This is a genomic window from Janthinobacterium aestuarii (genome assembly GCF_051380835.1).
Taxonomy (GTDB): Bacteria; Pseudomonadota; Gammaproteobacteria; order Burkholderiales; family Burkholderiaceae_D; genus Janthinobacterium; species Janthinobacterium aestuarii.
On record NZ_JBNYXU010000001.1, the window covers coordinates 786,245 to 803,065 of the forward strand.

A 16,821-nucleotide genomic window follows, 5' to 3' on the forward strand; every position below is an offset into this window, starting at 1 on the left:
GCCAGCGCGCCGCATGGGCAGTGGGGCCTTTGACGGGCTCGCTCACGGCGCCAACCAGTCCAGGTCTTTGCCCAGCGCATGCGTCAGGCGGTGCCAGCGGGTAGACGCCTGCGCGTCGATCTGGTTGCTGGCCGTGTCGATCTTGCAACCGCCGCGTTCCACGCTCGGGTCTTCGATGACACGCCAGCCGCCCTTGTCGAGCTCATCGCCGATGCCGTCGCGCACCACTTGCGCGTCTTCCGGGTTGAGCATCAGCAAGGCCGGTTGTTGCAGCACTGGCAAGTATTCGATGGCTTCGCGCACGATCGGCAACATCAGCTCGGGGCGCACGGGCAAGGCAGTTTTCAGCATGCCCTTGGCCAGCTGCAGCGCCAGTTCCATCACGTCGTTGGCGATCAGTTCGTCGGCCTGGTGCACGGCCGTGCCGAAGTCGACGGCGATGGTTTGCAGATGCGCCAGTTCCACGCTAGACGCCGCCTTGCCTTGCGCATACGACTCGGCATGGCCGTCGGCATGCCCGGCCGCGTGGCCTTCCGCATAGCCGGCCGCGCGGCCTTCCTCGAAGGCCGTGGCGCGCGCTTCCTCGCGGATGGCGTCGAGCTCTTCCTGCGTCGGGTATTCGAGCGGCGGGGCCAGCTCTTCCTCGTGCAGTTCGGCAAACGGGTCGAGCTCGGGCTCGGGATCTGGTTCCAGCAGCTTGCGCGCCGCCACCACGCTGGGACGCTCGTCGCCAAACGAGGTCATTTCCCAGCGTTGGTAGGCGGTTTGCTGCTCTTTGGGAATGAAATTAGACAAACGAATCCTCGCCTTTTCCACCTAAGACAATCTGCCCTTCGTCCGCCAGGCGGCGCACGATCTGCAGGATCTGTTTCTGCTGCGATTCCACTTCCGACAGGCGCACGGGGCCTTTCGACTCGAGATCTTCGCGCATCATCTCGCCGGCGCGCTGCGACATGTTCTTGAAGATCTTGTCGCGCAGCTCCTGCGAGGCGCCTTTCAGGGCGATGATCAGCATTTCCGACTGCACTTCGCGCAGCAGCAACTGGATGCCGCGGTCGTCGATATCGATCACGTTGTCGAACACGAACATTTCGTCCATGATCTTTTGCGCCATGTCGTTGTCGTAGTTCTTGATGTTGTCCATGACGGAGCCTTCCTGCTCGCCGCTCATGAAGTTCAGGATCTCGGCTGCCGCGCGCACGCCGCCCAGCGACGATTTCTTGATGTTTTCGTTACCCGACAGCAGTTTCGTCAGCACATCGTTGAGTTCGCGCAAGGCGGCCGGCTGCACGCCGTCCAGGGTGGCGATGCGCAAGACCACGTCGTTGCGCAGGCGGTCCGTGAAGTGGCCGAGGATTTCGCAAGCCTGGTCGCGTTCCAGATGGACGAGGATGGTGGCGATGATCTGCGGGTGCTCGTTGCGGATCAGTTCGGACACGGATTGCGAATCCATCCACTTCAGCGATTCGATGCCGGACGCATCCTTGCCGCCCAGGATGCGCGACAGCAGCACGGACGCCTTGTCGTCGCCCAGCGCCTTGGTGAGGACTTGGCGGATGTATTCGTCCGAATCGAGGCCGACGGTGGAATTGAGTTCCGTCTGCGCGCGGAAGTCGCCGAGCACCTCGACCACCTGCTCGTGCGCGATGCCCTTCATGGTGGCCATGGCGGCGCCCAGTTTCAGCACTTCGCGCGGGCCGAGGAATTTCATGACCTCGGCCGCTTCGCTCTCGCCCAGTGCCAGCATCAGGATCGATGCTTTTTGCAGTCCCGTTGTCTCAGTCATTATTGCCTATCCATGCTTTGATTACGTTGGCCACCACGCGTGGGTCTTCCTGCGCCAGTTTCCTGGCCATGGCCAGGTTTTCGCGATAACCGCGGGCCGTATCTTCTTCCAGCTCTTCCAGTTCCGCCTCGCTGAGCAGGACTTCGTTTTCTTCGTCCGTTTTCGCCAGTTCCGGCTCAATGACGGGCGGCGGTGCGCCGAAATCGTCGATCTTGCGCATCACGGGGCGCAGCATCGGGCGCACGATCTTGATGAAGATATACAGCAGGATCAAGGCCGTGATGAGGAATTTCGCTAATTCCTTAGCCAGCGGCAAGTTGGCCGGGTCGCGCCACCATTCGAGCTTGCCTTCCGGCGCGCGGTCGATGCCGTCGAAGGGCGAGTTGGCCACGCTGAAGCTGTCGCCGCGTTCCTTGTTGTAGCCCATCGCTTCCTTGACCAGATTATTGATCTGGACCATTTCGGCAGGGGAAATCGGCTTGACCGTGACCTTGCCATCCTTGTCGAAGCTGCGGCGGTAGTTGACGACGACGGCCACCGACAGGCGGCGCAGGCCGCCCATGGATTTCTGTTCGTAGCGCACGGTCTTGTCGACTTCATAATTCGTCGTCGATTCCTTCTGTGTCGGTGCGGTCGGCGCGCCGCCCGGGGTACCAGGCGCCTCGGCCGTCAATGGCGCCGTTGCCACGCCTGGCGGCTGGTTCGACAGTGCGCCCGGCACGCCGGACGGGTTGGCATTGCCGGCGCCCGTCGATTCGCTCGTTTGCTGGCTGCGGATGGTGGACGCTTCCGGCGGCGAATTCGGCTTGTAGGTTTCGGCTGCCTGTTCGCTTTGCGAGAAATCGACGTCGGCCGTCGCTTCGGCGCGTACATTGCCTTCGCCGACGATGGGCAGCAGGATCGATTCGACCTGCTTGATCACGCTTTGCTGCAATTGCTGCACGTACTTCAGCTGGTTCGGGTCCAGGCTCTTGATGCCGTTGGCGCGGTCCTTGTCCTTTTCCTGGTTCGACAGCAAGGTGCCGGCCTGGTCGACGACGGTGACATTGATCGGCAGCAATTCCGGCACGCTCGACGCCACCAGGTGGACGATGGCGCTCACCTGCAACTGGTCGAGACCGCGGCCCGGATGCAGGTTCAGCAGTACGGAAGCCGTCGGTTTTTGCTGTTCGCGCACGAAGACGGACGGTTTGGGCAAGGCCAGGTGGACACGCGCCGTATCGACGGCGGAGACGGATTCGATCGATTTCGCTAGTTCACCCTCGAGGGCGCGCTGGAAATTGACCTGTTCCAGGAATTGCGAGACACCCAGCTTCTGGTTTTCCATCAGCTCGAAGCCCACGTTGCCGCCTTTCGGCAAGCCTTGCGCGGCCAGTTTCAGGCGTGCGTCGTGGACTTGCTCGGATGGCACGAGAATGGCGCCGCCCCCTTCGGAAAACTTGTGCTTGATGCCCAGCTGGTCCAGCGAAGCGGTGATGGCGCCGCCGTCGCGGTCCGTGTAGTTCGAGAACAGGACTTTGTATTCAGGCGGCTGGTTCCACATGTACAGGGCCACGCCGATGGCGATCAGTGCCGCCACGCCCAGGCCGCGCAGGAAATTCTTGCCCATCGGCGTCTTGGCGAACGCTTGCACGGACTCCACGGGCGAGCGGGCAGGCGCCGGTTCCGGCGGTATGCGGTTCACATCGATTTCTTCGGCTACAGCCATGATTGCCTTCCGGGGCGCGTATGTTTGCTAATGAGTGGGGGCCGCTTCCACTGGAGGAGGGGGCGATATGCAGAATTATCCGCCACTGTCACGCGCTTCAATCGTCCAAATAGAAGGCGCTTTTGCCGCCTGCTCGGCCGAGCGGCTGGCGTGGGCGCTGGTATTGTGGAACCCTGGCAACATGTGACGGAAGTTATTGTACCCGTCGTTGCCTTGCAAGCCAGGGTTTTGTTCTCTGGGTGCAACAGGCAAGAATAGACCAGAATCGGGAGGCAAAGTGAAAACAGGCGGTATCGATAGCAGCAGGATCGAGGCGATGATCGCGCAACTGAAGTCGGCGGCCACGCGGCCGGAGGCGAAAATACCGGCGATCCAGACCGAGATGCCGGCGGCGAAGGTGAATTTTGCCGATGCCTTCAAGAGTGCGCTGGACTCCGTGAGCGGGGCGCAAAAGGCCTCGTCGGCGCTGGGGCAGCGCTTTACCATGGGCGATGAAAAGGTCAGCCTGTCGGATGTGATGGTAGCGATGCAAAAGTCGAGCATCGAATTCCAGGCGACAGTGCAGGTGCGCAATAAGTTAGTTGCTGCGTATCATGAGATCATGAATATGCAGGTTTAACTGTTGAGAACCCAAAACGAAGACTGGGGTCGGACCCGCCGGGTCCGACCCCGGCCCTTGCGTTTTGGGTTAACTGTGATCAGCCCAACCCCGCCATCCTGGCATTGCGCTCCCGCTCCAGCCGCGTGATATAGCGCTGCACGTGCGCGAGCATACTGCGCGGCAGGTCGACGAACTGGCAGCCGAGGCGGCGGTTCAGCTTGTTGTTCAGCAGGGTCATGTCCAGCGAATTGCGAATTTGCAAAGTCGCGGTGACGATGCCGACGTCGGGCAAGTCGATGCGGCAACCGGGATAGTCCCTGCCGATCGTCTCGCCCAGCATCAGTTTATTGTCGAGGATGGCGATGCCGCCGCAGCTGATGTCGGCCAGCGGGAACAGGGTGTCGGCGCCACCGAGCGAGGGCGGCAGGGGAATCGAGACGCGCACGGGATTGCTCACGGGCGTCGTCATGCGGTAGTACTCGCGCCGCTGCAAGCGGATCAGTGTTTCTGGTATGGCAATTTTCAAGGCGGGCGTGCCGCCGTAATTGCACTCTTCCACCAGGGCGCTGGCAAACAGGATGCGGATCTTGTCGAGCGAGGTTTCAAACGAAATGCCCTTGGCGGCCAGCATGCGCCGATTCTGGTCGGCATTCACGGAACGGTCGAGGATGACGGTGTTGCGGTCGGCATCGACTTCCAGGATGGACGTGACGCACACATCGGATTCACCGTGGATCAGCATGCGGATCAGCTGGTTCTTTTCGCTGATGCTGCGCAGCAAGGCGATGATTTCCCGCCGCGATTCCACTTCAAAATCATGCCAGTTTTCAAGGCCGGAATCCATAATATGTGCTTGCATTGATGCCTGTCTATGTATCGGTGAGGTTGACGCTGGTGTCGGGCGGCGGCGGGATCGGTCCGCCATTCGCAGATTCAATATGATATAACCAGGCCAGCAGTTCCGCAATCGCCCGATACAGGCCGGGCGGAATCTGGCGGTCCAGGTCGACATCCATCAGCAGCGCCACCAATTCCTTCGATTCATGCACGAACACGCCGTGTTCGCGCGCCGTGCTGATGATCTGGTCCGCGATCAGGCCGCTGCCCTTGGCCACCACCTTGGGCGCCGGCGTGCCGCTCTGGTAGGCCAGCGCGACGGCCGTCTGCGGCACCTTGCGTTTGGTGTCGTCAAGCATCGTCTGCTCCAGCCGCCACCGGCTTGCCGGCGATCGTCAGCGACGACAACGGCCAGCCAGCCGCGTCGAGCGACGCTTCCAGCCGCGCCGCATGCTGGCGCAAGGTGTCGGCGCTGCCTTCGCTGCCCGCTTGCAACTGGATCGCCACTCTGCCGCCCTGCAGGACCACGTGCGCGGCCAGGTCGCCCAGCAGGGGGAACTGGAAGCGCACATTGCTGCGCCAGGCCGTCGCTTCCTCGTCGCCCTCGCGGCCATCGTGCTGCTGGCCTTCCGGCGCATCCTTGCTGATATCCCACTGCATCTTCTGGCCGGGCCAGGCTTCGCCCTGCCACTGCACGCGCGCCTGTTCGTGCGTATGCAGCTGTAAATTGATCAGTTGCGCCGAAGCGAGGTCGGTGCCCATTCTGGCCATGTCGCCCTGTGCCGCCTTCTGCATTTGCGGCTCCAGCAGCAGCGAGGCCAGCGGCCGCTTGCCTTCGGCCCATTCGGCCACATGCGATTCATAGAACAGGCCGCTGCTGCCGACCGCATCCTGCAGTTTCTGGGCCACCTGGGCCGGGGCGGCGCCCGGCGTGGCCATCAGCGGCGTCTTGCCGACCAGGGACAAGGGTGCGCCGGGCACGCTTTCCGCCTGGCTGAGCACCGTGCTGATGGCGCGCGCGGTGGTGCTCAGCTCTGGCGCGGGCGTGTCGCCTGCCAGCGCGGGCAGCAGATTGGCCGGTGTCAGGGGCGCACGGCTGAGCAGGGTGGCGGCCGTGCTGCTGGCGCGCGTGCCGGCCTGGGCGGCACCGGCCTGGGGGCCGCGCGCTTCGGCCGCGTCGGGCTCTGCCTCCGCGTCCGCATACGTCAGCAGGGCGCTGGCGGGCTGGTCGCGGTTGTTGCCGATTTGAAAAGAGGGGCGGGGATGGATGCCGATCAGGGTCAGCGGAATTTCCATGCCCGGCTGGGCGCCGGCGGGCAGCTGCATGCGGGCCGGCGTGCCGGCCACGCGCACGAGGAAGCTGCCGTCGCCCATGCGGGCCAGCACCTGCCCCTGCATGGATTTGCCGATGAGTCCCTGCAGCGAGCGCTGGAACTCGGCCTGGCGCGGGTCGGCGACGGCATCGGCCGCCCGCGTGACCTTGACCGGGGTCAAGGGCGTCATGCCGATCGCATCCATCTTCGGCAACATGATGTGACCTTGCCCCGTGGGCGTTTAGACGCCGTAGGCGTTGGCCAGGCGCCGTTCGGTGCCGGTGCTGTTGATCAGCTTGGACAATTGCGCCATCCACGGCATGGTGAGGTCGCGGATCTTGCGGTCGTCTTCCAGGATCTGCCTGATCAGGGCGACCTTGCGCTGGCGGCCTGCGCTTTCCAGCACGACTTTTTCTTCATTCGCCTTCAACGCCGCCACATGCGTGCTGATGCGCTGTTCCAGCGCTTCGAGCTCGTCCCAGTCGGCATTGGCGGCGGCGGTGACCATCTGGCCCGTCAGGGTCTGCACGGTTTCGTAGGTGGTCAGGACTTCTTGATTGGTCATCATGGGTCAGGCACTCGCAAGGCTGGGCATACGTTTCAAATCGGCGCCAGGCGTGGCGGCGGGGGTGGCGCCTATGGCGTTCCAGGTTTCACGCAGATCGGTCAGCAGGCGCTGCACTTCTTCCAGCATGGCCAGATCGTTGTGGATGTTGGCCGCCAGCAAGCGCGCGCTCATGTATTCATACAGGGCGTCGAGACCTTCGGCGATCTGGCCGCCCGCGTCCTTGTCCAGGCTGGCGCGCAAGCCATTGTCGATGATCTGGATGGCTTTCGAGATGGACTTGCCTTTTTCCGGCACGTTGCCCGATTTCATGTGCATCTGCGCGCTGAGCACGGCCACCAGGGCGCCGTCGTACAGCATCACGATCAGCTTGTGCGGCGAGGCCGAAACGATACCCGTCTCCAGGCCGACCTTGGCGTAGGCATTGACGCCGCGTTGTTGGGTTCCAAACATATGTTCTCCTGATGATTGGGCTTAACGGTTGGCGGCGAGGGCGGCCAGCTGCTGGGTCAAATACGATTGCGTGGTCGCCATTTTGCTCAGCGTCACGTCCAGGCGCGTGTACTGGGCGCGGTAGCGCGCTTCGATACCCGTCAGCTTGTCGGCAAAGCGCTGGCGCTGGTCGGCCACATCCTTGATGCTTTTGTTGATGCCCGTGGTGCGGCCCGTGATGAGGCCATCCGTGCCGAGGAAGGCGGCGGCAAGGTTGTTCAGCTGGTAGGCATAGCCCTGCGAGAAGCTCACCGTGCCTCTGTCTCCTATGCCGCCGCCCGTCACTTCGATCTTCAGGCCGTCGGCAGGCGAACCGGGCGCGCCCGTCAAGGTCTGGCCCGAACCGATGACGGCCTGGCCGCCGATGGTGCCGGCCACGTCCGTGCCCTTGGTAGGGGTGACGCCGGCGCCGATCAGCGTCTCGACGCCCGTGCCCGTGACGCTGGCCACAGCCAGGTTGGAGACGGAGCCGTAACGGGCGGACGCCACTACCAGGCGGCCATTGCCGTCGATCGAAGCCGTCACCGATCCGCCGTTTTCACTGAAGGTCTTCACGCCGTTGATCGACGACTGGATCATGCCGGCAAGCTGGGCGGGGGTATAGTTGCCAGCAGGAATGGTCACGGTCGCCGTGTTCTTGGCGGCCGCAGGCTCCGTATCATTCAGGGTGACGCTCCAGGTAGTGTCGCTGGCGATCGTCGTCGATGCTGGTAGCGCCACAGTGCCGTTCAGGGTGCCCTGGCTGGCCATGTTGGTGATGTTCAGCGCATACGAACCGGGCTTGGTGGCGGCCGTCGAACTGGTGAAGCTGACGTTGCTGTCCGTGGTTTTTCCCAGAGCAGAGAAGAGGCCGGCCACGTCGGAGAAATTGGCGCCGATGGCCTTGTCCAGTACGGCCGAATCGAGTACCAGGCTGCCGTCTTTTTGGAAGGTAATGCCGACCTGGTCCAGGGTCTTCAGGTTGCCTGCCAGTCCAGTGATCGATGTGCTCAACTGCTTGCGCAGCTGCGACTGGATCGATTGCGTCGTCGAGTCGCCCAGCATGATGCCGGCCTGCTTGGTTTCCGCGTTGTAGGACGTCATCTTGGCAATCGACGCGTTCAAGTCGTTGTACGCCTTGACGAAGGCGGTGACGCTGGTCTTGACCGTCGACGTATCCTTGGACACGGACAGCGAGCTGCTGCCCACCTTCAGCACGTTCAGGGTCACGCCTTCGATGGCGCTGTCGATGCTGTTCGAACTGTTCGTGATGGGAATGCCGTTGACGCTGAGCATGGTGTTCTGCGCGGCGCTGTTCTGTTTCAGGTTTTGCGTGCCAGACGCGTCGTAGGACAGCAAGTCGCTCAGCGCGCTGTCGGCGGGCTGGCCATCGCTGCCGCTCAGCGAAATCTTCATGGAGGAGTTGGCGCCGGACTTCGACGAGCTCAGCACCAGATGGTGCGGCTTGTCCGAACCGTCGGAAACGATGCTGGCGGTCACGCCCAGGCCCGCATTGTTGATGGCGTCGCGGATGCCTTGCAGCGAGTTGTTCGTGGAATCGATGACCACCGTGCCCGTCGCCTGCGTCGCATCCTGGGTAAAGCCGCTGCCGATATACGCACCGCCGGCGCCGGCCGTCAGCCCGGCGGCGGCCGGATTGCTGCCGGCCACCGTGATGGGGCTGCCATTGGTCGAGGCGAGCGTGATGGAACTGGCGACGGTGACGTTAAAGCCCGTGTTGGTGGCCGTGGACGCATGGCCGATGCCGCCCTTGACGTCGCCCGTGACCACTTCCTCGATCTGGATGTTGGAGCCGTCGGCGCGCGTAAATTGCAGGGTGCCGTCGGCAGCCTTGCCGGTGACGGTGATGTTGGCCTCGGCCAGCGCGTTCGAGACGGCGTTCGGGCCGGCCAGGGTGGTGTCGAGCGAGGCGCCCGTGATGCCGCTGCCGGCCGCCACGCCATTGCCTTGCGTAACGATATTGACGCCGCCGACGGACAGCGAATAGGTGCCATCGGCACCGGTGGCAACATTGCCATAGCCGGCGAACAGGGTGGCGCTGCTGGCGGCTGGCTGCGCCGTTGCCGTCACTCCCGTGGTGCTGCTCTTGGCATTGATGGCTTCGGCCAGCGCGCGCGTGCTCTTGGTCGTGCTATCGGTGGGAATGGCCGTGCCATTCAGGGTCAGGGAGCCGTTGTTGATGCCGTTTTGCAAAGTGGTACCGCTGAGCGCCGTACCTTTCATGCCGAAGATACCACCGGTAACATTGCCCAACTGGAAGGAAATGGTGGTCTTGGCACCCGAGCCGATGGTGGAAATCTTGCTGGCGTAGCCAGCCGAGGTCAGGGTTTGCGACTGCGCCAGCTGGCTGACATTGATGTTGTAATTGCCGGCCACGGCCTTGGCGCCGGCCGAGGCCGTGAACACCAGAGGGTCGGCAGGCATCGCCGAGACGGCGCGGAAATTATTGCTGTTGCTCAAGCCCGAGAGAGAGGTCTGGAAGGCGCCCACGGCGCCGCTCAGCGTGCCCAGCGCGCTCAGCTTGGCCTGGTAGGAAGCGGTTTTCTTGTCATACGATGCCAGGGGCAGTGCTTCAGCTGTCATCAGCTTATCGATGAGGGCGGTGACGTCCAGCGTGCTGTTGCCGATGCCTGGGGAAGATAAGGTTGGTGAGATGGCCACTACATGCTCCTAGGAAAACACTAATATAAGCTGTTATCGGCAGAATCAATCAGGACTTGAGAGGGGCTTTTATGGTCTTGTTTTCAGCTGGCAGAACAGGCGGGGCGCAATGGCGGGGTTTTGTTATGTGGAGTGCACTAAAAAACAGGGCCAGTCCAGGTGTGGCTGGCTGGCCCTTGTTCGCGGTTCCGTTGCTATGTTGCTATATTGCACTGGCCCTGCGCTTGCTGTCGGCATGGATTATGCGCTTTGGCTGATCAGCTGGCCTTTTGCCGAAGCAAAGGACTTGGCGATTTCCAGCGCTTCCCGGGTGGGGATCTGGCGCAGGACTTCTTGCGTTTCCTGGTCGATGATCTTGACCACGGTGCGCTGGCTGTCTTCGTCGATGGAAAATTGCAAGCCCTGGGTTTTGACCTGTGGCGACTGGTTCAGTTCCGAAACGGCCTGGTCGAGCTCTTCGCGGCTCGGTTCCTTGGCTTTGCTGGCCGTCGCGTCGATGCCGGTGTTCGCGCTGCGTGCCACCTGCGCGCGCGCGGTGGCCGGTTCCGCGGATGGGTAGTTCTTGTCGATGCGCGCTGCGGAGGCGGCAGCGATGGTGTCGATAGTCATGTTGCTCCCCTAGTGAAAATTCCCCTGCCGAAGAAATCCGACAGGGGAACCTGAGTCCAGCGATGTAGCGTTGCTAATCGAAGATTAGCCGCGCAGCAGGCTCAGCACGCCGTTTGGCAGCGAGTTCGCTTGCGCCAGCATGGCGGTACCAGCTTGTTGCAGAATCTGGCCACGGGTCATGCTGGCCGTTTCTGCAGCAAAGTCGGTATCGACGATGCGGCTGCGCGAAGCCGACAGGTTTTCCGTCGTCGATTGCAGGTTGCTGATCGCCGAGGAGAAGCGCGATTGCAAAGCACCGTACTGGGCGCGTTGGCTGTTGACCGTGGACAAGGCTGCATCCGTGATCTTCAGTGCCAGTTGAGCGTTTTCAAACGTGGTCACGTCCAGCGTGGCAACCGATTTCAGGGTCGAGCCCTGGTTGGCGCCGACAGCCGTACCGCCCGTCAGTTTCAAGCCGGTGGCCGTCGTCTCGTTGACCGAGAAGCTGCTGTCGCCGTCGAAGGTGACGCGGCCGTTCGCTACTGCCGTGGCGGTCGATGCGGCGGCACTGAATGCCGCTGGTGCGGTGACCTTGGCGCCTTTTTCATCGTACGTTGCCACGTTCAGCTTGGTGTTGGTCTGCGTGTTGGTGATCTTGATGTCGGCGCCGGTGGCGTTGCTCATCTTGATACCTTGGCTGACCGAGTCATACTGGGCCGTAACGCCCGTTTTGGCCGTTTGTGCATTGATGGCGTTGATGCCTGCGGCAAAGTCGGCAGCCGTGTTGGCGCCGCCGGTAACGGCGAACGAGACGGTGACGTCGGTTGCATTGTCCGAGGCAATCTTGAACGAGTACGCTTCAGCACCCAAGTCCAGGTTGACGTCGGTGCGGGCTTCGGCGGTTACGCCGGTGTTGGCGGTTTTCGCGTTGACGGCGGCGGCAACGGATTTTGCCGTCGATGCGGTCGTGGTGGTAACATCAGCGGAACCGAACTTGCCCGAGATTTTGACCGCGCCGGCAGCGGCGGAAGAGGTCGAACCCGCTTGTACGGCAGCATTTTCCACGCGGTTGTTGCCGTAGGTGCTGGTCAGGAAGTTCGCGCCATTGGCCGAAATCAATTGGTTGGCATCGGCGCCGACCTGGAAGTTGGCCGTACCCATCGTGCCGTCCAGCAAAGCCTGGCCGTTGAACGAGGTGGTTTGGGCGATACGGTTCAATTCCGAGTTCAGCTGGCCGACTTCGGTTTGCAGCGCCTGGCGGTCGCTGGCCGAGTTGGTGGCGTTCGACGATTGTACGGCCAGTTGGCGGATACGTTGCAGGATGTCGCCAGAGCTCGACAGTGCACCCTCGGCCGTTTGCGCCAGCGATACGCCGTCATTGGCGTTGCGGGTGGCTTGCGTCATGCCGTTGATCTGCGACGTCATGCGGTCGGAAATCGACAGGCCGGCGGCATCGTCTTTGGCGCTGTTAATACGCAGACCGGAGGACAGGCGTTGCAGCGAGGTGGTCAAGGCCGATTGCGAGGTCGACAGGTTGCGTTGCGAGTTCAGGGAAGCGATGTTGGTGTTAATTACTGCAGCCATTTTAATTCTCCAGACAGGTATTACATTGCGCTATGTGCTATTCACGTTGGTCTGCCTCTGTACTTTGAAGCAATCAAACCGTCGTTGTAATGTTTATCGGTGGCAGGCTGAAAAAGTTGATGGGGAAAAACATTCTTTATTTTATTTTTTTACCCTCATTTTTCCGTGGTGCGGCACGCTAGACGGCAGGAAAAAACAAAACTTGAGGGTGAAAAAATATTTATTTCAGCCTTTTTTATGCCGCTGTTTTCCGCTTGGCAGGCCGGGCTGGCTGGCATCGCCATTCGGTAAAGCATCTATAAGCCCCCCCTTTCCCCTCATGCTCGTCGTCTTGGGCCGTGGCGCAGCTGGTAATATTGTTTCCATATTGCACATTCCGCCTGCCATGGCTGCCGTGGCAGCGTTACGTGGCCTAACCTCGGGTTTTTATGACAACGACTGAACTGGGCTCAAGCAGCTCCGCCGCCGCGCCGCTGGCGCACGAAGTGACACAGGCCATCGATGCGGCATTGCAGATGGCACAGCAGCATTTGCGTGACGATGAACTGGATGCGGCCGCACAACTGTTCTTGGCGGTGCTGGAACTGGCGCCGCAGCAAGCATTTGCGAACAGACAACTTGGCCTGCTCTCGATGCGTGTCGGCGACGCTGCGGCGGCCGTACCTTATTTCGCGGTCGTGCTGGGTGCCCATCCTGATCAAGCCAGCAGCTGGCTCGACTATATAGAGGCGCTGATACTGGCAGGCCAGCATGCCACAGCCCAACAGATGCTGACCTTGGGCCGCCAGCACGGCCTCGATAGCCTGGCCGCCGATCAGTTGCAGCAAGAATTACTTTTGCGTATGCAGGCAGGGACGGATACGGCCGCGCCGCAACCGTCCGGCCGGATGGACGTGGGGCGCAAGGCAGCGCCGCAACCTGGCGAGCGCATGAACATATTGTTCGATCAGCAAAAGTATGCCGAACTGGAAAAGGAGGCGCGTGCGCTGACGCGCCGCATGCCGAACGATGGTCTGGGCTGGAAGATGCTGGGCCTGGCCTTGCTGATGCAAAGCCGTCTCCGCGCCGCCCTGCCATGCTTGCAGAAGGCGGTCCGGTTGTTGCCACGCGATGCGGAAGTGCAGAACAATATGGGACTGGTCCTGCAGGAGTTGGGCAAGCTGGGCCCTGCAGAGCTCAGCTATCGCAGGGCAATCAGCATGGCGCCAGATTTTTTCAGCGCACATAGCAATCTGCTAATGCTGCAAAGTTATAGCGCAAGCAATGACTCCAGCCGCTACTTTGAGCAGGCCCGGCGTTATGGCAAGGCCGTGGCATCGTATGTCAGCAAGCCTTTTAATGCATGGTCCTGCCGCAAGGATGCCGTGCGCCTGCGTATCGGCATCGTTTCCGGGGACTTGCGCCAGCATCCTGTCGGTTACTTTCTGGAAAGCATACTCGCCTCGCTCAACCAGCGGCGCGTCGAACTGATCGCCTATCCCACGGCCATGGTGGTGGACGATTTGACGGATCGCATCGCCCCTCACTTTTCCGCCTGGCGTCCCATTTTTGACAAGACGGAAGAGGCCGCGGCGAGCATGATCGAGGCCGATGGGGTGCACGTCTTGCTGGATCTGGCTGGCCACACGGCGGCAAACCGTTTGCCGCTGTTTGCCTGGCGGCCCGCGCCCGTGCAGGCGACCTGGCTCGGCTACTTCGCCACCACGGGCGTGCAGCAGATGGATTATTTGCTGGGCGACCGCTTTGTCGCGCCGCTGGAAGAGAGTACTGCCTTCACGGAAACCCTATGGCACATGCCGGACAGCTATCTGTGCTTCAGCCCGCCGGCCTTCGATATTCCCGTCACTCCTTTGCCAGCCCTCGAGAATGGCTACGTTACGTTTGCCTGCTTCAATAAGCTGAACAAGATGAATGATGGCGTGGTGGCCGTATGGGCGAGGATTTTGCAGTCCGTGCCGGGTTCGCGATTGTTCCTGAAAACACCGCAATTGGCCGACGCCGCTGTTCGCAGCCGCACCATGGCGCGTTTTGCCGTCCTTGGCATCGGCGCCGAATGCCTGCGCCTGGAAGGCCCATCGTCACGGCAGGAGTTACTGGCCGCGTATCAACAGGCCGACATTGTGCTCGATCCCTTCCCGTATCCGGGCGGCACCACCAGCATGGAAGCGTTATGGATGGGCTTGCCCATCGTCACGCGCAAGGGCGACCGTTTCCTGTCGCACTTGGGCGAGTCGATCATGCACAATGCGGGCTTGTCGGACTGGGTTGCCACGAACGATGATGACTATGTGGCCATTGCAGCCAAGAAAGCGGGCGACCTGGCGCAGCTGGCGGCGCTGCGCGGCGGCTTGCGCGAGCAGGTGCTGGCCTCGCCCCTGTACGACGCGCCCCGTTTTGCGCGCCATTTCGAAGACGCCATGTGGGGTATGTGGCAGGCGCGGATGGCTGTGATTGATAACGCAGGAGAACAATGATGGCTCGTACCACCCTGATTACCGGCGGCGCCGGCTTCCTCGGCTCGCACCTGTGCGACCGCATGATCGCCGACGGCCACGATGTGCTGTGCGTGGATAATTTCTACACGGGCAGCAAGGACAATATCCGCCACCTGCTGGGCCACAAGCGCTTCGAGCTGCTGCGCCACGACGTCTGGCTGCCGCTGTACGTGGAAGTGGACCGCATCTACAACTTGGCGTGCCCGGCCAGCCCAGTGCACTACCAGAACGACCCCAGCTCGACCACCAAGACCTCGGTGCTGGGCGCCATCAACATGTTGGGCCTGGCCAAGCGCAAGCGCGCGCGCATCCTGCAGGCGTCCACCTCGGAAGTGTATGGCGACCCGCAAGTCCATCCGCAGCGCGAGGATTACTGGGGCCACGTCAACCCGATCGGTCCGCGCGCCTGCTACGACGAGGGCAAGCGCTGCGCGGAAACCCTGTTTTTCGATTACCACCGCCAGTCGGCCGTGGATATTCGCGTCGTGCGCATCTTTAATACCTATGGCCCGCGCATGCATCCGAACGACGGCCGCGTCGTCAGCAACTTTATCGTGCAGGCGCTGCGGGGCGACCCGATCACCCTGTACGGCGACGGCCAGCAGACGCGCTCGTTCTGCTATGTCGACGACCTGATCGAAGGCATGGTACGCATGATGAACCAGACCAAGGAAATCGGCCCCATGAACCTGGGCAATCCCGCCGAATTTACCATCCGTGAACTGGCCGAACTGGTGCTGCGCCTGACGGAATCGAAAAGCGAACTGGTCTTCCGTCCCCTGCCGGCCGACGACCCCGTGCGCCGCCAGCCCGACATCGCCAAGGCGCGCGCCGCCCTGGAATGGGAACCGACGGTGAGCCTGCATGATGGCTTGAAAGAAACCATCGCCTACTTCAAGAAAGTGATCTTCGCATGAAACAGCAATTGCTCCCGGCCGTGTGCCCGGTCTGCGCCCACACGGTGGCGGCGGCGTTTTTTGATGGTGGCCAGCAAGCCCTGGCCACCCTGGGCTGGCCGGCCAGCGCGGCCGAAGCGCAGGCGATGGCCGTGCAGCCGCACGATTTCGTGCAGTGCCCGCAGTGCACGCACGTGTGGAACCGCGCGTTTTCCTATGACGCCATTCCCTACCAAAACAATCCTAACCGCATGTTCAACAAGGGCGGGATATGGAAAGGCCACCTGGCCGACACGCGCGACGTGCTGCTGGCCCAGTTGCCTGACTCGCCCACGGTGATCGACATCGGTTGCGGCGAAGGCCATTTCGTGCGCGCGCTGGCCGATGCCCGCAGCGAGCACGGGCGCTTCATCGGTTTCGACCCGAACGCCACGCCGGAAACGGGCCGCGGCGTGGAGTTTCACGCGCGCTATTTCCAGCCGCTGCAGGACCTGCCCGAGTTCGCGCCCGATGCGCTGGTGATCCGCCATGTGCTTGAGCACCTGACCGATCCGGCCGCGCTGGTGGAGCAGATGGCGTGGGCCGCCTCCCGTTCGGACAAGCCGTGCTGGCTGTTTGCCGAAGTGCCGTGCATCGACCGGGTCTTCGCCACGGGCCGCCTTGCCGATTTCTTCTATGAACACATGTCGCACTTCACGACGGAATCGTTCCGTACCCTGATGCAGCGCGCAGGCGAGGTGGTGCAACTGGCGCATGGCTATGACGGCGAAGTCGTGTATGCGCTGGTGCGCCTGCAGATTCCGAAGGCCCTGCGCGAGCAGGCGCGCCACAGCAATGCGTTTGCTCTTGCTGCCCAGCGCAGCCGCAAGAATATTGCCGCCCAGCTTGACACTTTGGCTGCCGGCGGCCGGCGCGTGGCCATCTGGGGCGGCACAGGCAAGGCCGCCGCCTTCATGCACCAGTTCGGCGCCGACGCGCAGCGCTTCCCGCTGGTGGTCGATTCCGACCCGGACAAAGCCGGCACCTTTGTGCCGAGCCTGGGCCAGCAAATCGTCTACCGCGACGTGCTGAAAACAGAACCCGTCGACGTGGTCATCATCCCCACGCAGTGGCGCGCACGCGATATCGCTGCCGAAATGGCGCGCGAGGGCATCGTTGCCAAATCCATCCTGATCGAGCACGAAGGCGGCTTGATCGATTTCTTTGCTGACGAGCATCCGTACCGCTGATGCTCGCGCCAGGCGCCCCAGTGGCGCCGGAATGCAAAATGCCGCTCGATGAGCGGCATTTTCGTT

Annotated in this window: 16 protein-coding genes; 5 read left to right on the plus strand and 11 right to left on the minus strand. The window is 62.2% G+C overall.

Annotation, left to right across the window (positions count from 1 at the left end; genetic code table 11):
* Positions 1-42: 42 nt before the first annotated feature.
* Genes ACQ4WO_RS03575 through fliF form a run of 3 tightly spaced genes read right to left on the minus strand, consistent with a single transcriptional unit; the run spans position 43 to position 3,494 of the window.
* Positions 43-744, minus strand: a complete 702-nt coding sequence (locus ACQ4WO_RS03575; protein ID WP_139092333.1) for a flagellar assembly protein FliH — start codon at positions 742-744, stop codon at positions 43-45.
* Between the two features lie 43 nt (positions 745-787).
* Entirely contained in the window at positions 788-1,786 is a 999-nt protein-coding gene (fliG, locus tag ACQ4WO_RS03580; protein ID WP_034754023.1) for a flagellar motor switch protein FliG, read from the minus strand.
* Entirely contained in the window at positions 1,779-3,494 is a 1,716-nt protein-coding gene (fliF, locus tag ACQ4WO_RS03585) for a flagellar basal-body MS-ring/collar protein FliF (protein WP_436480255.1), read from the minus strand. The genes fliG and fliF overlap by 8 nt, the downstream gene beginning before the upstream one ends.
* 316 nt (positions 3,495-3,810) lie before the next feature.
* Here fliF and fliE point away from each other — a divergent pair, with 316 nt between their 5' ends.
* On the plus strand, positions 3,811-4,113 hold the full coding sequence (gene fliE, locus ACQ4WO_RS03590) for a flagellar hook-basal body complex protein FliE (protein ID WP_230517249.1): 303 nt from the start codon (positions 3,811-3,813) through the stop codon (positions 4,111-4,113).
* Positions 4,114-4,192: 79 nt separating this feature from the next.
* On the opposite strand, the gene ACQ4WO_RS03595 is transcribed toward fliE, so the two are convergent.
* The 8 genes from ACQ4WO_RS03595 to ACQ4WO_RS03630 all read right to left on the minus strand — a co-directional run bounded on the left by ACQ4WO_RS03595 (position 4,193) and on the right by ACQ4WO_RS03630 (position 12,135).
* Complete coding sequence (locus tag ACQ4WO_RS03595) at positions 4,193-4,939, minus strand: flagellar brake protein (protein ID WP_436480256.1); 747 nt, start codon at positions 4,937-4,939, stop codon at positions 4,193-4,195.
* Positions 4,940-4,964: 25 nt separating this feature from the next.
* Positions 4,965-5,291, minus strand: coding sequence for an EscU/YscU/HrcU family type III secretion system export apparatus switch protein (locus ACQ4WO_RS03600; RefSeq protein WP_035821344.1), 327 nt, complete (start codon positions 5,289-5,291; stop codon positions 4,965-4,967).
* Positions 5,284-6,462, minus strand: coding sequence for a flagellar hook-length control protein FliK (gene fliK / locus ACQ4WO_RS03605; RefSeq protein WP_436480257.1), 1,179 nt, complete (start codon positions 6,460-6,462; stop codon positions 5,284-5,286). Before fliK ends, ACQ4WO_RS03600 begins: the two co-directional genes overlap by 8 nt.
* Positions 6,463-6,486: 24 nt before the next feature.
* Positions 6,487-6,813 (minus strand): flagellar protein FliT, encoded by a 327-nt coding sequence (locus ACQ4WO_RS03610; RefSeq protein WP_436480258.1) that lies wholly within the window; start codon positions 6,811-6,813, stop codon positions 6,487-6,489.
* A gap of 3 nt (positions 6,814-6,816) precedes the next feature.
* Positions 6,817-7,263: a flagellar export chaperone FliS gene (fliS, locus tag ACQ4WO_RS03615; protein ID WP_436480259.1), complete on the minus strand. Its 447-nt coding sequence runs from the start codon at positions 7,261-7,263 to the stop codon at positions 6,817-6,819.
* A gap of 21 nt (positions 7,264-7,284) precedes the next feature.
* Positions 7,285-9,963: a flagellar filament capping protein FliD gene (gene fliD, locus ACQ4WO_RS03620; RefSeq protein ID WP_436480260.1), complete on the minus strand. Its 2,679-nt coding sequence runs from the start codon at positions 9,961-9,963 to the stop codon at positions 7,285-7,287.
* A gap of 240 nt (positions 9,964-10,203) precedes the next feature.
* Positions 10,204-10,572 (minus strand): flagellar protein FlaG, encoded by a 369-nt coding sequence (locus ACQ4WO_RS03625; protein WP_436480261.1) that lies wholly within the window; start codon positions 10,570-10,572, stop codon positions 10,204-10,206.
* An 84-nt stretch (positions 10,573-10,656) separates the two neighbouring features.
* Positions 10,657-12,135, minus strand: a complete 1,479-nt coding sequence (locus ACQ4WO_RS03630; protein ID WP_436480262.1) for a flagellin N-terminal helical domain-containing protein — start codon at positions 12,133-12,135, stop codon at positions 10,657-10,659.
* On the opposite strand from ACQ4WO_RS03630, the gene ACQ4WO_RS03635 reads away from it, so the two are divergent.
* The 4 genes from ACQ4WO_RS03635 to ACQ4WO_RS03650 are packed head-to-tail and all read left to right on the plus strand — an operon-like array spanning position 12,110 to position 16,755.
* A complete protein-coding gene (locus tag ACQ4WO_RS03635; protein WP_436480263.1) occupies positions 12,110-12,577 on the plus strand; it encodes a hypothetical protein in 468 nt (155 codons plus the stop codon). The genes ACQ4WO_RS03630 and ACQ4WO_RS03635 overlap by 26 nt on opposite strands.
* Complete coding sequence (locus ACQ4WO_RS03640; protein ID WP_436480264.1) at positions 12,564-14,609, plus strand: O-linked N-acetylglucosamine transferase, SPINDLY family protein; 2,046 nt, start codon at positions 12,564-12,566, stop codon at positions 14,607-14,609. The genes ACQ4WO_RS03635 and ACQ4WO_RS03640 overlap by 14 nt, the downstream gene beginning before the upstream one ends.
* Entirely contained in the window at positions 14,606-15,547 is a 942-nt protein-coding gene (locus ACQ4WO_RS03645; protein ID WP_436480265.1) for a UDP-glucuronic acid decarboxylase family protein, read from the plus strand. Before ACQ4WO_RS03640 ends, ACQ4WO_RS03645 begins: the two co-directional genes overlap by 4 nt.
* A complete protein-coding gene (locus ACQ4WO_RS03650; protein ID WP_436480266.1) occupies positions 15,544-16,755 on the plus strand; it encodes a class I SAM-dependent methyltransferase in 1,212 nt (403 codons plus the stop codon). Before ACQ4WO_RS03645 ends, ACQ4WO_RS03650 begins: the two co-directional genes overlap by 4 nt.
* Positions 16,756-16,821 lie beyond the last annotated feature (66 nt).

Bases quoted from the DNA above. Each gene is read 5' to 3' on its own strand.
- ACQ4WO_RS03650 (WP_436480266.1), top strand. From the start codon at position 15,544: ATGAAACAGCAATTGCTCCCGGCCGTGTGCCCGGTCTGCGCCCACACG.
- ACQ4WO_RS03625 (WP_436480261.1), bottom strand. From the start codon at position 10,572: ATGACTATCGACACCATCGCTGCCGCCTCCGCAGCGCGCATCGACAAG.
- ACQ4WO_RS03640 (WP_436480264.1), top strand. From the start codon at position 12,564: ATGACAACGACTGAACTGGGCTCAAGCAGCTCCGCCGCCGCGCCGCTG.
- fliK (WP_436480257.1), bottom strand. From the start codon at position 6,462: ATGTTGCCGAAGATGGATGCGATCGGCATGACGCCCTTGACCCCGGTC.
- fliF (WP_436480255.1), bottom strand. From the start codon at position 3,494: ATGGCTGTAGCCGAAGAAATCGATGTGAACCGCATACCGCCGGAACCG.
- ACQ4WO_RS03610 (WP_436480258.1), bottom strand. From the start codon at position 6,813: ATGATGACCAATCAAGAAGTCCTGACCACCTACGAAACCGTGCAGACC.
- fliG (WP_034754023.1), bottom strand. From the start codon at position 1,786: ATGACTGAGACAACGGGACTGCAAAAAGCATCGATCCTGATGCTGGCA.
- fliS (WP_436480259.1), bottom strand. From the start codon at position 7,263: ATGTTTGGAACCCAACAACGCGGCGTCAATGCCTACGCCAAGGTCGGC.
- ACQ4WO_RS03595 (WP_436480256.1), bottom strand. From the start codon at position 4,939: ATGGATTCCGGCCTTGAAAACTGGCATGATTTTGAAGTGGAATCGCGG.
- ACQ4WO_RS03575 (WP_139092333.1), bottom strand. From the start codon at position 744: ATGACCTCGTTTGGCGACGAGCGTCCCAGCGTGGTGGCGGCGCGCAAG.
- ACQ4WO_RS03645 (WP_436480265.1), top strand. From the start codon at position 14,606: ATGATGGCTCGTACCACCCTGATTACCGGCGGCGCCGGCTTCCTCGGC.
- ACQ4WO_RS03600 (WP_035821344.1), bottom strand. From the start codon at position 5,291: ATGCTTGACGACACCAAACGCAAGGTGCCGCAGACGGCCGTCGCGCTG.
- fliE (WP_230517249.1), top strand. From the start codon at position 3,811: ATGATCGCGCAACTGAAGTCGGCGGCCACGCGGCCGGAGGCGAAAATA.
- ACQ4WO_RS03635 (WP_436480263.1), top strand. From the start codon at position 12,110: ATGTTGGTGTTAATTACTGCAGCCATTTTAATTCTCCAGACAGGTATT.
- ACQ4WO_RS03630 (WP_436480262.1), bottom strand. From the start codon at position 12,135: ATGGCTGCAGTAATTAACACCAACATCGCTTCCCTGAACTCGCAACGC.